Below are 14,343 nucleotides of genomic sequence, written 5' to 3' on the forward strand. Positions count from 1 at the left end.
ACAATAAAACGCATAAAACATTACTTAAGTTAGCCTGATCATTTTTTTAGTCAAAGAAAGCGTTAGCGTTTCATTTATTATATTAACCCACATTATGTTCTTATTTATTTTATGAATAAATGGTTGGTTAATTCATGGGTGAAATATATAAAACCCTGACGAACTTTGAATCGACAGGGTTATTTTTGCGTGACTTTTTTATCTCTTATGACAGTAACGCGCTGAAAGAGGCTTATTCTGCCCTGGATAGAAATGCCGAGTCGCTAACAGAGCAGGAGTGGCTGGAAGTGGAGTACGACTTCAATGCACTGTTTGTCGGACCGCAGAAACTAAAGGCCGCGCCGTTTGCCTCGGTTTATCTTGAAGAAGATGCCCTCGTAATGGGCAAATCAACCCGAAGCATTCGGGAATTCATGGCAAATATGGGCTTATCTATAAATGACAGGAATAATATTCCGGATGATCATATTTCCTGTGTATTGGAATTGGCGGTTTTATTATCAGCTAATGCCAGAGCATCATCTGAATACCAGGTGACCCTTACTCGATATGCATCTGAGTATGTCGCGGTGTGGGTGCCCAAGTATATAGAAAAAATAAATATAAATGCACAAACCGTCACGTTGAAAAACGTAGCGGGAAGATTGTCTTCTTGGCTTGATGAATTAAAAACGAGAGTATCAATATGAGTAATGAACCGGGAGTTCTGAACAGACGTTCATTTTTGAAAGGGTTGATTGCCCTTGGCACGGTCGCAGCCCTGCCAGGGGGATTGCTGACTTCACGCTGCGCATTGGCGCAACCGCCAATCCCGTTTAACCCCAAAACCTACAAAATTTATCGCAACGCTTGTCCGCGTAACTGCTATGACACCTGTAGCCTGAAAACCTGGGTGAAAGACGGTGTCATCACCTTTGTCGAAGGGGCACCGGAGTCAACATTTACACACGGTACTCCTTGTGTAAAAGGCCTGACTTATCCCCGTCGCGTCTATAGTCCGGATCGTATTAAATATCCGATGGTTCAGGATGTTCGCGGTAGCGGGAACTGGCGTCGCATCTCATGGGAAGACGCAATGCAGCGTATTGCGACCAAGATGCTGGAGATCAAAAAGAAAGACGGCTCAATGCTGGGTCTGGCGCTGACTAAGTACTCCGGCAAATTCGGTGTGCTGAACTATGCCGTTGAAGGCATGATGTCTTCGCTGGGCTACACCACCCGTTTTGCCGGAACGCCGTGCTGGCCGGCCGGTATTGACGCGCAGAACTATGACATGGGCGACATGTGGTGTAACGACCCGGAAGATATGGTGAAAGCCAAATACATCATCATCTGGGGGGCTAACCCGGCCTGGTGTTCAATGCACACCATGAAATATGTCTATCAGGCGCGGGAAAAAGGCGCAAAAGTGGTCGTTATCGATCCGCTGTTAACCCAGACTGCCGCGAAAGCCGATCTCTACTTGCGTGTACGTCCAGGCTCAGATGGCGCTCTGGCGTTGGGAATGGCGCGCCATCTGGTGGATAAAGGTCTGGTGGATCAGGATTTCGTCAATAACTATTCCCACGGTTATCCGGAATTCGAAGCCTATCTGCGCAACAATGTGACCGTTGAGTGGGCCGCTGAAATCTGTGGTTTTTCCGCTGATGTTGTTCGTCAATTGGCGGAAGAATTTACCGCAGTTAATCCTGCCACCGTGTGGATTGGCTACGGTATGCAGCGCCATGTCAACGGCGGCGCAAACGTCCGTGCGATTGATGCCTTTGTGGCAATGACCGGCAATATTGGGGTTGAAGGCGGCGGGGCGCGTTATGGTCACCTGCATACCTGGGGCTTTAACTACAATGCCATGCTGCAGAAACCGCCGGTAGGTTCTGTTGGTATGCCCGGTGCTGCTGGGGCAACCAGCGAATTTGGCGCCGCGGGCGCAGTTGCGCAATATTCCGATCGTTCGCTTAATATCAACCAGACGGCACAAGGGTTGCTTGATGCCAACGATCCCCCTGTGCGCATGCTTTGGGTCGCTTGTAAGAACCCGTTTGCTCAGGATTTTGATCGTAGCAAGATGGAAAAAGCGTTCGAAAAACTGGAAATGGTGGTGTGCGCCGATCAGTTCTTTAACGAAACCGTTGGGCATGCCGATATCGTTTTGCCGGTGACTACCGCATTTGAAGAGTGGAACGTAGACGCCTCTTACTGGCACTACTGGCTCTCTATCAACCAGCCAGCCATTAAGCCGATGTATGAGGCGAAATGCGACCTGGAAATTGCCGTTTTACTTTCCCGCACGATCAACAAACTGGAGCCGGGTTCCTGTACGTTCCCGCAGGAGTTCGATCATAAACGTTGGTTGGATCAGGAATTCAATGACGGGATGGGCAAAATGTTTGGTATCTCTTCCTGGGACGATCTGCTGGACGGCCCGAAAAAAGCCATTCTACCAAGCTCTGCGGCCTGGTATGACCGCAAGTTCAAAACGCCCTCCGGCAAGTTTGAGTTCAAATCTGAGCTATGCGAGAAAAATGGTCATACTGCGCTGCCGGAGTACAAACCGGAAGCCAAAAGCACCTTGCCATTCCACCTGTTTACGCCGCATGTGCAGTTCGGTATCCATTCTCAGTTTATCAACCTTGACTGGATGCAGGTTTTCTATCCGGAGCCGTTTGTTTATATGCATCCGCTTTCTGCAGCGAAAAGAGGAATTACTGAAAACGACCTGGTAAAAGTGTTTAACACCGCCGGAGAAGTGGAACTGCGTGCGAAGGTCACCGCTAACGTACCGGAAGATTTCCTGGTGATGTATGAGGCGTGGTTCCCGAAACGCAAATACAACGTACAAAACGTGGTAGCTGATACCCCAGCCGATATGGGGTTGATGAAAACCGGCGCACCGGGTGCGGCGATCCACAGTCAGTTTGCGGACATCATTTTGGTAAGTAAAGGAGCAGCGGCATGAGACGCGCGTTTTTAGTCAATAGCGATAAGTGCATCGGCTGCCGTGGCTGTGCGATGGCGTGTAAGAGTTTTAACCAGTTGGAGCCTGAACGCTTCTGGCGCTATGTCTATCCATTGGATAAAGAAATTTATCCGCATGAAGAGCGAGCATTTTATTCGCTGGCCTGTAATCACTGCGAAAACCCAGCCTGTCTGGCGGCGTGTCCGGTAGAGGCGTATACCAAACGTGAAGATGGTGTAGTGGTGCATAACCCGGAGCGCTGTATCGGATGCAAAAACTGTATCCGCAACTGCCCATACGGTGCGCCGCGCTTTAATGAGGAGACGAAGAAAGCGGAAAAATGCAGCATGTGCTACGAGCGACTTGATGTTGGTATGCAGCCGGCGTGCGTGAATGCCTGTCCGGTCGGTGCGCTGACGCTTATCGACCTGGATGCCGACCCGATCCCCAATAATGCCGTACAGTATCCGCCGGGATTCCCGCGTATGCCGCAGCTGAATCCGGGCACGCGATTTATCCTTGCGCGCCAACCGAAGCAGCCGGAGGGCAAGTAATGGAAAAGTATGAACTTCCGCTGGTTATTTTTACCGTATTGAGCCAGATGTCGGTTGGGATCACACTCATTCTGACGCTGCGTGCCTTGCAGGGAAAACTGGAGAGCAAGCGCCTGTATTGGCTGATAAGCGGGCTGGTTCTGGCTGCTGCGTCCGTGGCGGCAGTATTGCACCTTGCGCATCCGGATCGCGCCTACAACGCCCTGATTAACCTGCAGCACGCCTGGCTGAGCCGTGAAATTCTTGGCGCAACCTTATACGGCGCGGCGGTGGGCGTGACGTTTTTGGCGAAAGGGCACAAAGCCCCAGCTTTACTGGCATCCATTCTCGGGATCGCGCTGGTGGCGGTACAGGGGATGACTTATGCAGCCCCAGCTATGGCGGCGATCGCCAATGGTCTGACGATGCTGCTGTTCTTCATCACAGTGTGGGTGATGGGGTGTGCCGCGATTCCGTTGCTTAATCTCACGCCTGCCATTGCCGCATTACGTCAGGGGATTGTCGCTTGTCTGGCGGTCATGATTGCCGCGCCGATTATCTGGTTAAGCGGCGGTACTATCATGCAGATGACGGCGCATGCCTGGCTGACGTCGCCGCTTTATCTGGCAAGTTTGGTTTGTCTGGCGGTGGCCTTTGTACTCAGCCGCCAGGGAGAGCGTCGTGCAAAAGCGCTTTTTGTTCTGCTGTTTGTTGGTCTGTTTCTGAGTCGTCTGACGTTCTTTGGCGATACGGTCAGTACCATTGTGAATATCGGTCACTTGTATTGATTGTGAGCGAATAAAAACCCCTGTCAGGCGGTTAACCTGGCAGGGGTTTTCTATCTATCGCAAAGATAGTAAATCAGCGGCTGTTAGCGGACAACCAGCACCGGCAGTGTTGCGTGGCGAACAACGCTGGACGCGTTTGAGCCTAGCAGATGGGTGCTGATTGATGGATTGCGTGACCCAATGACAACGACATCCGCATTCAACTCTTCACCTAACTCGTTGACCACGTCACGTACGCTGCCAAAGCGGACGTGTTGTTTGATACGAGAAGGATCGATACTGAAATGACCGACCATCGTTTGCAGACGGGATTCCGCTTCGTGTTGCAGATGCTCTTCAAAACGACGAACGTCAGCGGCAAAGCGATGCAGACTTAAGCTCGCCGAACCTGGCAACACGTGCAGCAGATGGATAACGCCTTTTTCCTGTGCCAGAAATTCTGCATGGCGAATAGCCTTATCGCTCAGTTCCATCTCGAATACATCAACAGGCATTATGATTGTGTTGTACATAAACATTCTCCTTGTCATTACATGAACACATAACAGCATAGTATTAAAAATGATTCTGTCAGTCACGACACAGATTTATGTTTTGCGAACAGGAAGAAAAACAAGGAACTGGGGCAAACCGGAAAGAGGATGCGGATGCATCCCCTGTAAGATAAAGCGAGTCGCTTTGATAAGACAGAGTTAGCGCAGGTAATCGCCAGCAGCTTCAGGTTGGTACTCAAGCTCAATGACTTCGAGATGTGTTGATGTCCCGCCTGGCAGTTCCCAGTGAATGGTGTCGCCAACGCGCAGACCCAAAAGTGCAGCGCCAACCGGCGCCATTACCGAAAGCTGTGTGCTGCTGTCAGTCATATTAGCTGGATACACCAGGGTACGCACGCGGACTTCGCCATCACTCAGATTGCGGAATTTCACGCGGCTGTTCATGGTCACAACATCGTGCGGCATGGTTTCTGGAGAACACATTTGGGCACGATCCAGCTCGGCGTTCAGGGCGTCGGCAATCGGTAAACCAGCAAACGCAGGTTGCTCCAACAGGCGGTCAATGCGTTCCGCATCGAGGTCGTTAATGATGATAGTTGGTCTGGACATTTATTACTCCATGTCGTCGATACTGCGGGTGCGCAGGTAAATAATCCCAAAAGAAAACCCTCACCGTCAGGCGGCAAGGGTTTAGCTTTTATGATGATACTGAGACTTACCCCAGGTTTGAAGTGATTTAGTTCACATTCAGGCAAATCATCAATATTGTCGCGTATGGTGTGATTTTAGCCGAAAAACGTGATCGTTCTCCAATTTGCATTATGCTTTTTAAGCGCTCGCTGCGGGCGCGTCAAACAACTCAGTGTTCCGCGACAGGAGATCTCATGAGCCAGTACGACAAACTAACCTTGAAAGACGGCAGCTATTTGCATTTTAAAGACTGGGGAAGTGGACAGCCCATTGTCTTTAGTCATGGTTGGCCGCTGACGGCGGATGCGTTTGAGGATCAGATGTTGTTCCTCGCGTCGAAAGGATTTCGTGTGATCGCCCATGACAGGCGTGGGCATGGGCGCTCGGCCCAACCCTGGGATGGTCACAATATGGATCAGTATGCTGACGATCTGGCTGAACTTACCGCGTATCTCAATCTTAAAGATGCCGTCCATGTCGGACACTCTACGGGCGGTGGGGAAGTGGCGCGGTACATTGGTCGCCATGGAACGCAACGGGTAGCAAAAGCGGTATTAATCGGCGCGGTGACGCCCATTATGATCAAGACCGATTTTAATCCAAACGGCGTGCCGAAAGAGGTGTTTGAGGGTATCCGTGAAGGGGTGATAAACGATCGCGCTGCCTTTTTCTATGAACTGACCGCAGCATTCTATGGCTACAACCGACCGGGCGTAAATGAGTCGAAAGCCGTACGCGAAAGCTTTGTTGCACAGGGCTTACAAGGCTCCATCAAAGCGTTGTACGACTGTATCCATGCGTTTTCAGAAACTGACCTGCGTGAGGATCTCAAAAAGATGACTATCCCGACGCTGGTGATCCACGGTGATGACGATCAGATTGTCCCGTTTGAAACCTGCGGGAAGGTCGCGGCGGAAATATTACCGGACTCGCAACTGAAGGTGTATGTTGGTGGATCGCATGGCATTTGCACCACCCATAAACATCAGATCAACGGCGATCTGCTCAACTTTATTCAGTCTTAATCTTTGGGGACGTACTACGCTGTTCCGCCCGACGAGGGAGCAGCGTAGTGTTCGATCAGGCTGTTTAGTATCCCACTTTGTCGATAATAAACTGTTTACCACAGTTACCCGGATGCGGTTGCGGTAAGAATGACTGTGCGGATAACGTCTGGTTGATGGTGTCGGCTTTCAGAGATAACTGGATCTCCGTGAGATAAGCCGGATTACCGTGGCAGCTTAACTTCACGGCTTTAACGTTCTCTTTACCCCAGCTTTTGGCGACGGCGGCGTCAAATGCGCTACGGCTGACGGTTTTACCGTAGTTGTCTGCCAGGAACTTGCCAGCTTCGCTGTTTTTAACCTCATTATTCAGCCGTACCATCGTGCCGAAGTACGCGTCGGGGTCAAAACCGAAACAGGCGCCATGTTTGGCATACTCGTAACGCTCCAGACAGGATCTCCCACCGGCGCCGGGCATTACGGCGCTGAGCTTTGCCGCGCTTTCCAGAGAAAGTCCCGTTTCAGGTGCCGCGCATTTACGGCTGGCGCGCGCTTCAGGTAGGTTGGGAATTGGTCGCGTCGCGCAGCCAAAACGCATCCAGCGGCGGTTGTCGACTCCACGGGCGGCGATAGATTTTGGCAGGCTGGGCCATAAACCGTGAACGGTCAGGAAATCCGCTTTGTTCGCGCTCTCTTTTTGCAGGCGACATTCGTCAGGTTCCTGACGATTACGCTCATGCTGGCTCTGACAAAATCCGGTTTGCCAGGAGAGGGCCAGCACGTAGCTGTCAAAATCAGCGTACTGTTTTGCCTGAAGTTCATCGGCCTTAGCCGCAGAAATTGGCAGCAGAAGTGCTGCCAGCAACGAAGAATAACGCCATGTTGATCTCATGATGATGTCGAATACTTATATAAATTCTGAATATCATCTATTTAATCATAAAAAATGCCAGTCAGGTTCAGCTGACTGGCATCATTTTCATCAGGCGTGAACCGAAATGGTTAGCTCCACATTGCCAGAATCGGCCAGCCGACCAGCAGAAGCATAGAGATGTAGATAACGCCGAAGATAGCACCCAGACGCCAGTAGTCTTTGGATTTCACATAACCACAGCCGTAGATGATTACGCCAGGGCCTGTTGCATACGGAGTCAGACAGCCCATGATACCGATGGACAGCACCAGCAAGATACACAGGTGTTCCATCGGAACGCCCGGGATACCTTTACCAACCGCCAGAATAACCGGCAGCATGGTGGCGGTGTGTGCAGAAAGACTGGCAAACAGGTAGTGAGCAAAGTAGAACACCAGCACCAGCACGATTACGGTCGCGTTAGGCGAGAAGCCTTCCAGGTGCGTACTCATGGTGTTGGCGAACCAGTCGATAAAGCCTGAACGGGTTAATCCATTCGCCATAACGACCAGTGTGGCAAGGTTGACCAGGGTGTTCCATGCGCTGTTATAGCGGGTAATGTCTTTCCACGGTACCACGTGCAGCGCCAGCATCAGGGAGACTGCCAGCAGGCCCACTGCGGTTGCGTCAATCAGCTTACCACCGAAAACCCACAGACCCAGGCTCAGTATAACCAGACCGATCAGAGTCAGCTCTTTACGGGTCAATTTACCCATGGTTTTCAGTTCATCACCAGCCCATGCGGCAACTTCAGCACTGTGCGTAACTTCTGGCTTGTACAGAACATAGGACAGCCACGGAGCAACGATCAGCAAAATAATACCAACCGGCAGGAAGCTGAGGAACCACTGCAACCAGCTGATTTGAATACCGGCAATTTTGTTGACGAATTCCAGACCCAGCACGTTAGGCGCAGCGCCGGTTACGAACATAGAGGAGCTCAGGCTGGTACTGATAACCATCATCCACATCAGATATCCGCCGATACGGCGCGCGGAAGGATCGTTTGGGAATGATTTAAACAGCGGAGGCAGGTTTTTGATAACCGGGAATACGGTCCCACCGGTACGCGCGGTGTTAGATGGTGTAAACGGCGCCAGCAAAATGTCGATAATAACAATCGCATAGCCCAGCGTCAGGGTACGTTTCCCCATGAATTTCACCATAAACAACGCGATACGGCGACCCAGACCGGTGACTTCATAGCCCAGCGCGAAAATAAACGCGCCAAACACCAGCCACACGGTCGTGCTGGAGAAGCCTGCCAGACCCCATTTCAGCGCTTGCTTACCCGCTTTAAACGCCGGGTCAGCCAGCTCTGAAGCATCAAACAGCAGATAGTTGCTGCCGATGACGCAGATCGTTACGGCGATAAAGCTAATCGCTGTTGCCGGGATTGGCTCAAGGATCATCCCGACAATCATTGCCACGAACACGGCAAAGTAGTGCCAGGCCTGCGGGGGCATTCCATCAGGGACGGGGATAAGAAACATGACGCCCATGACGATCAGTGGGGCCAGCAACTTCCATATTTTATCTTTTGCTAAAGACATGTGTGTGATTCTCCGGAAAGGATCTTTAATTGTGATAATGATGAACTTGTGAAATCTGAGCTAAGAACCAGGTGATGATCAGCAGATCGGCACAGCCTCCAGGGCTGAGATTGCGTTCAATGCACTGTTGGTCGAACTGGCGCAGGTATTCGAGATCGGCAGGGGTGCGAATTCCCCCTTGCTGCAATAGTGTGGCGGCCTGTTGTTGTAGCCAGCGCAGACCTTCAGCGCCACCGCGAGAGGCCACGTTGGTATCGCCATTGATGGACATCAGCAGCAGTAACGTATCGAGTAACGCCAGTTCAGGATCGCGCCCCTGTGCCAGCAGGGCACGGTAGTGCGGCAGAGCATGCTGGATGACTAACGGGTAACCCGCTTCGGCTTCACCTCGTGCGCCGGTTAATCCCAGTTGCTGATAAAGACGTTGGCCAGCCGTGAGTTGTTGATTATTCTGGCGCAGTTCGCGCTCGGTCAGGCCACGGCAAAATGCGGCTGCCGTAGAGCAAAGGATTTCAGGGGTGACGGTCAGGCCTAGCTGGAGCAGGCGGCCAATGGCGGCACACAGTAGTCCCAGTGAAAAGATGCTCCCTTTATGGGTGTTCACCCCGGCGGTGGCGCGAAACATGTCGGCTTCGCAGGCCATGCCCAGCGGCCGCAGCCCTTGCAGCACATCTTCAGGCGACAATTGCGCGCTAAACGCCCCGTATTCAATAAAACGCGGCAGCCAGGCCTGAATCGCCTCAGCGCTGCGATGGAAATCTTCCAGCGCCATATCTTTATGTGCGCCGTTGTTAAAACGATCCACCAGACCCGGTTTGGGCGACAGGTTGACTTCAGTCAACATGGCGCGCCACGCAAGCGTTGCGTAGGCATCCGGGAGATCCAGAGGAAGGACTGCGTTATGGGGTGATGTTGCGGGAATCGGCATCATGCAGCAGTGCCTCCATTTGAGTCAGTAAATCGGAAAGCGCGTGAGTTTTACCCCGCGCACAGTCGGCAGCACTTTGCCCGCACAGCAGACAGCGACGGGCAGGGAGTGCGAAATGACGCCGGGACAGAATTTCCCCTTCTGGGGTCAGGACATCGATGTCCCACAACCGTCCCAGCGGGTGAGAATGCTCAAGCTCAATGGTGGCGAGCTTGAGGTCATGGGCCGGAGCCTCAATAGACAAAAGACCTTCCGGACCGCTGGCCGAAACCAGCGCTGTTTGCTCCCTGATAATCCAGGCAGATTTTTCTGCCAGTGCGAGCAGGGCGGTTACGCCGTGATTAAAGATGCGACGGGTTAATGCGCTGTCTTTAATCGGACCCGGTGCAACCACAGTGAATGAGACCAGTGGCGCGTGGTGGCGCGTCAGCCAGGCATGTTGCCTTGCTTGTCTCTCATCGCGGCTGGCGAGCAGCTCGGGAATCGAAACCGCGTGTTGGGTGGCGAATTCAGGGAGCAGGTGCATGGCTTATTCCTTCACCTGATGCACAACGTCAATCACCGAGCCATCGCGATAACGCACAACGGCAATCACACGATCGGTGAATTCGATAGCGCGTGGTTGACCAGTAAGTTGCTGAGCTCGTTCGCGCAGCCATTCAATGGATACCACTTTCATACCAGCTTCTTTCAGACGTTCTGCCAGTTCAGGACGCGCAGGGTTGACGGCGATACCGTGGTCAGTGACCAGGATATCGACGCTGGAGCCCGGCGTTACGCAGGTCAGGACGTTATCAACCAGCGTCGGAATGCGTCCGCGAACCAGTGGAGCAACAATGATGGAGAGCGCAGCGGCAACTGCGGTATCGCAGTGACCACCGGATGCGCCGCGCAGTACGCCGTCAGAGCCGGTCAGGACGTTAACGTTGAAGCTGGTGTCAACTTCCAGCGCACTCAGTACCACGACGTCCAGACGATCGACAGATGCGCCTTTCGAGCCCCAGTTGGCATACTGGTTGGCACTGATTTCAATGTGGTTTGGGTTGCGGGCCAGCGACTCAGCCGCGTTACGGTCGAAGCTCTGCACGTCCAGCAGTTTGCGGATCAGACCTTTTTCGTGCAGATCCACGATGGTGGCGGTGATGCCGCCCAGCGCGAAGTCAGCACGGATATCGCGGCTGCGCATTTTGTCTTCCAGGAAACGCGTCACGGCCAAAGAGGCGCCGCCGGTTCCTGTCTGCAGTGAGAAGCCTTCATTGAAGTAGCCGGAGTTAACAATGACGTCTGCTGCGCTACGGGCGATTAACAGTTCACGTGGGTTGGTGGTCATGCGGGTCGCATCAGCACCGATTTTGTCTGCATCGCCAACCTGATCGATCTGGACGATCAGATCCACCTGATCCTGCGTAATGCTCGCCGGGTTATGTGGGTAGGTCAGTAGCTGTTCTGTCAGCAGGACAACCTGTTTTGCGTTTTCGGCATCAACGCGGGCATAGCCCAGTGAGCCGCAGCATGCTTTACCGGTATAACCGTTGGCGTTACCAAACTGATCGCAGGACGGTACGCCGAGGAAGGCGACATCAATGCTGAGTTCGCCGCTTTGTACCAGGTGTACACGGCCACCGTGGGAGTGGATCTGGACTGGTTCTGCCAGCAGGCCACGGGAGATCTCTTCCGCCAGCGGGCCACGCAACCCGGAGGTATAAATACGGCTGACTACACCCTGACGGATGTGCTCAACCAGTGGAGCATGGCAATCGCTCAGAGAGCTGGAGGCCAGCGTCAGGTTTTTGAAACCCATCCTGGCGATGGCGTCCATCACCAGGTTAATCGTCAGATCGCCACCGCGGAAAGCGTGGTGGAAAGAGATGGTCATGCCATCCTGTAAACCCGAACGACGAATGGCGTCTTCCAGGTTAGCGCACAGCTTTTTGTCGCGCGGTTTTTGCGCCTGTAATTCTACTTTTGCGGTGCTCTGATAAGCGGAAAGCTCACTTTCTGCATGACGGCTCCAGGTCGCCACGCGATCCTGGCGTTGAGACTGTTCGATTTTCTGCGTCATTTTTTTGCCTTATTCTTCGCGAATGCCTGAAAGTTCTGCACGGGAGATAACCAGAAGGGCGCGCTCGATAACCGGGCTGTCGACCATTTTGCCGTTGAGGGAAACTACGCCACGACCCTCGCGAGCGGCGGCTTCAGCGGCCTCCACGACCAGGCGCGCATGAGCCAGCTCTTTGCGCGTTGGGGCGTACAGGTTGTGCAGGAGTTCGATCTGGCGCGGGTTGATCAGCGATTTACCGTCAAAACCCAACTGCTTGATGTGTGCAGCTTCGTGCAGGAAACCTGCTTCGTTGTTGGCATCGGAATACACGGTGTCGAACGCCTGAATACCGGCAGAGCGTGCCGCCTGCAAAATAGAACAGCGGGCAAACAGCAGTTCAGTACCCTCCGGCGAGCGCTCAGTACGCAGGTTACGCACATAATCTTCCGCACCCAGAGCAATGCCGATCAGACGCTCGGAAGCGTGGGCAATTTCTACCGCGCGGGTAATGCCTAACGGCGATTCGATAGCGGCTAACAGACCGGTGCTGCCGGGCTCACGGCCACAGGCTTTCTCGATACGCAGAATTTCGCTTTCGATGTCGATGACATCCTGCGCGGTATCAGTTTTCGGTAAACGCACGATGTCTGCACCACCGCGTACCACGGCTTCGAGATCGTTAATGCCCCATTCGGAGTCGAGGGCGTTTACACGCACGATAGTTTCAACGTCGTGATACAGCGGATGCTGCAGGGCGTGATACACCATACGGCGGGCAGTATCTTTCTCGCGCAGCGCGACGGAGTCTTCGAGGTCGAACATCAACGCATCTGCCGGGTAGATGAACGAGTTGCTGACCATGGCGGCATTGGCACCAGGTACGAACAGCATGCTGCGGCGGGTACGGGTTTTACGTTGTTGTAAAGATGCGGAAATCACTGGCAATCCTCCCATGGCAGTGCCGAAATACCACCAGCGCGGGCCAGTAGTGCTTCCAGTCGCGCACGTAAAATGCAGTCCAGTGCGCCTTTATCATCAACATTTAATTGCACGCCGCGTACGTTGTAGCGGGACAGAACGTCCAGAATGGTGGTCCGGATGGCATCACCGAACTGTTTTTCGACGCTACTGTTAACCTGCAGGTCAATATCCTGCGAATCGAGTGGGGCGATGCGAATCATCACATCACCGGACTCAAGTGTGCCTGCGACGGCTGCCTGGTTTATTTTCATTTTTCACCTGTTGCTAATGCGGGGGTATTTTGGCGGACTGCCGCACCCGATGAGGCTCGTTCAACCATGCTTTGCAAGTAGTGCAGCGTGGCGTCAGGGACCAGGGATGCGATAGCCGTGAGATCTTTTTTAACCAGCAGCTTGCGCACCCAGGAGGCGGAAATCGGCATCTCCTGGAAACACAGCCGCTCAATTTCCACCAGTTCAATTGGTGGGGCGGGAAGCGTTGGGGTCTCCAGCCAGTAACGCATATCGTTGTTGTACTGGGAGGTGACGGTGCAATACGGCTCGGTACCGACGAAGCGGTGCGTAACGCCGAGAGCCGGGGCCAGATATTGGCGGAAGATTTTCAGGTCAATTTCGGTGTAGCAGTGGTTAATAACGCTCTGCTCTTTGATGAAGTAGCACGGGAATGTGGCGCGGGAAATGATATATTCCGAACCGCGATGCACGGTTAAACGTGGAATGTCTTTTGTTCCTTTAAGCACCAGATCCAGTCGGTCTTCATACGGAAAACGCGAGGTATCCTCTTTGACCAAAAACAGATGCAGCCAGTCACATTGTGCGGCTGCCTGTTGGATCAGAAAACGGTGTCCGTTGGTGAAGGGGTTGGCGTTCATGACGATACAACCAATTTTTTTCCCTTCACGACGCAGTTTTGCCAGAGATTCAGCGTAACGCTTCAGACGCGTGGTGCTGTTTTCCATCAGCACCATAATGCCGGGAACGCTGGTCAGCGTAGAAAAGCCACACTGTTTAAACAGCGATTCGTACTCGGTTTTGGTATAGATGAAGAGGTGCGTACAGTGGCGCTCATAGGCGAGGTTGATTAACTCGGTCGCCAGTGTCAGCGCTAAGCCTTCGCCGCGTACGGATTCGCAGATGGCGACACACTTAATGATATTGCCAGCAATACCGCCACAGGCGATCAGGCGGTCATCACGGGTGACGGTGATAAATACTTCGACGGTGGTATCAACGCTCAAATCATTTTCTTTCAGAAATTGCGCGATAGCCGCCATCTTTTTATTTTCTGAGCGTTTAACTTGCGTGAATATATTATTACCGAACATAGTGAAAAGAGTCCCGATGCTATATTTTGTTACTGGGTTTCTGTTTTTGTTGCTCCGCTTAGCAACTTGATAACGTTTTGTTCGCAATTGAAGGGAATGGTTTTTTATTACCGAGTATTTCTTTTTTTCCCTGATGCA

15 protein-coding genes are annotated in these 14,343 nt (G+C 52.7%); 5 read left to right on the forward strand and 10 right to left on the reverse strand.

Annotated elements, in window-relative coordinates; translation table 11 throughout:
* Positions 1–134 precede the first annotated feature (134 nt).
* Genes On2M_RS10735 through On2M_RS10750 form a run of 4 tightly spaced genes read left to right on the forward strand, consistent with a single transcriptional unit; the run spans position 135 to position 4,277 of the window.
* Positions 135–689, forward strand: coding sequence for a molecular chaperone TorD family protein (locus tag On2M_RS10735; RefSeq protein WP_151224915.1), 555 nt, complete (start codon positions 135–137; stop codon positions 687–689).
* Positions 686–2,956 (forward strand): molybdopterin-dependent oxidoreductase, encoded by a 2,271-nt coding sequence (locus On2M_RS10740; protein ID WP_151218737.1) that lies wholly within the window; start codon positions 686–688, stop codon positions 2,954–2,956. The genes On2M_RS10735 and On2M_RS10740 overlap by 4 nt, the downstream gene beginning before the upstream one ends.
* Positions 2,953–3,510: a 4Fe-4S dicluster domain-containing protein gene (locus On2M_RS10745; RefSeq protein ID WP_047412739.1), complete on the forward strand. Its 558-nt coding sequence runs from the start codon at positions 2,953–2,955 to the stop codon at positions 3,508–3,510. Before On2M_RS10740 ends, On2M_RS10745 begins: the two co-directional genes overlap by 4 nt.
* Positions 3,510–4,277, forward strand: a complete 768-nt coding sequence (locus On2M_RS10750) for a DmsC/YnfH family molybdoenzyme membrane anchor subunit (RefSeq protein WP_210904815.1) — start codon at positions 3,510–3,512, stop codon at positions 4,275–4,277. Before On2M_RS10745 ends, On2M_RS10750 begins: the two co-directional genes overlap by 1 nt.
* Positions 4,278–4,360: 83 nt before the next feature.
* On the opposite strand, the gene uspG is transcribed toward On2M_RS10750, so the two are convergent.
* The gene (gene uspG, locus On2M_RS10755) at positions 4,361–4,789 is read right to left on the reverse strand and encodes a universal stress protein UspG (RefSeq protein ID WP_151218738.1); all 429 of its coding nucleotides are present in this window, start codon (positions 4,787–4,789) and stop codon (positions 4,361–4,363) included.
* Positions 4,790–4,969: 180 nt separating this feature from the next.
* Positions 4,970–5,380 (reverse strand): nucleoside diphosphate kinase regulator, encoded by a 411-nt coding sequence (gene rnk, locus On2M_RS10760; protein ID WP_005120853.1) that lies wholly within the window; start codon positions 5,378–5,380, stop codon positions 4,970–4,972.
* A gap of 275 nt (positions 5,381–5,655) precedes the next feature.
* Between rnk and On2M_RS10765 the strand changes: the two genes are divergently transcribed.
* Complete coding sequence (locus On2M_RS10765) at positions 5,656–6,486, forward strand: alpha/beta hydrolase (RefSeq protein WP_151218739.1); 831 nt, start codon at positions 5,656–5,658, stop codon at positions 6,484–6,486.
* 64 nt (positions 6,487–6,550) lie between these two features.
* Here On2M_RS10765 and rna read toward each other — a convergent pair whose 3' ends face one another.
* The 8 genes from rna to citC form a co-directional block, all read right to left on the reverse strand.
* Entirely contained in the window at positions 6,551–7,357 is an 807-nt protein-coding gene (gene rna / locus On2M_RS10770; protein WP_151218740.1) for a ribonuclease I, read from the reverse strand.
* A 110-nt stretch (positions 7,358–7,467) separates the two neighbouring features.
* Entirely contained in the window at positions 7,468–8,931 is a 1,464-nt protein-coding gene (gene citT / locus On2M_RS10775) for a citrate/succinate antiporter CitT (RefSeq protein ID WP_151218741.1), read from the reverse strand.
* A 25-nt stretch (positions 8,932–8,956) separates the two neighbouring features.
* Positions 8,957–9,862, reverse strand: a complete 906-nt coding sequence (gene citG / locus On2M_RS10780) for a triphosphoribosyl-dephospho-CoA synthase CitG (RefSeq protein WP_151218742.1) — start codon at positions 9,860–9,862, stop codon at positions 8,957–8,959.
* Entirely contained in the window at positions 9,831–10,385 is a 555-nt protein-coding gene (gene citX, locus On2M_RS10785) for a citrate lyase holo-[acyl-carrier protein] synthase (RefSeq protein WP_151218743.1), read from the reverse strand. The genes citG and citX overlap by 32 nt, the downstream gene beginning before the upstream one ends.
* Before the next feature lie 3 nt (positions 10,386–10,388).
* On the reverse strand, positions 10,389–11,921 hold the full coding sequence (gene citF, locus On2M_RS10790) for a citrate lyase subunit alpha (protein WP_187259426.1): 1,533 nt from the start codon (positions 11,919–11,921) through the stop codon (positions 10,389–10,391).
* Positions 11,922–11,930: 9 nt separating this feature from the next.
* Entirely contained in the window at positions 11,931–12,839 is a 909-nt protein-coding gene (locus tag On2M_RS10795) for an aldolase/citrate lyase family protein (protein ID WP_151218744.1), read from the reverse strand.
* Positions 12,836–13,132, reverse strand: coding sequence for a citrate lyase acyl carrier protein (gene citD, locus On2M_RS10800; protein ID WP_151218745.1), 297 nt, complete (start codon positions 13,130–13,132; stop codon positions 12,836–12,838). The genes On2M_RS10795 and citD overlap by 4 nt, the downstream gene beginning before the upstream one ends.
* Positions 13,129–14,205 carry a [citrate (pro-3S)-lyase] ligase gene (gene citC, locus On2M_RS10805; RefSeq protein ID WP_187252823.1) on the reverse strand — a complete coding sequence of 359 codons (1,077 nt, stop codon included), beginning with the start codon at positions 14,203–14,205 and terminating at the stop codon, positions 13,129–13,131. The genes citD and citC overlap by 4 nt, the downstream gene beginning before the upstream one ends.
* Positions 14,206–14,343: the final 138 nt, after the last annotated feature.

It is taken from the genome of Citrobacter sp. On2M (assembly GCF_018035235.1).
Taxonomy (GTDB): Bacteria; Pseudomonadota; Gammaproteobacteria; order Enterobacterales; family Enterobacteriaceae; genus Citrobacter; species Citrobacter meridianamericanus.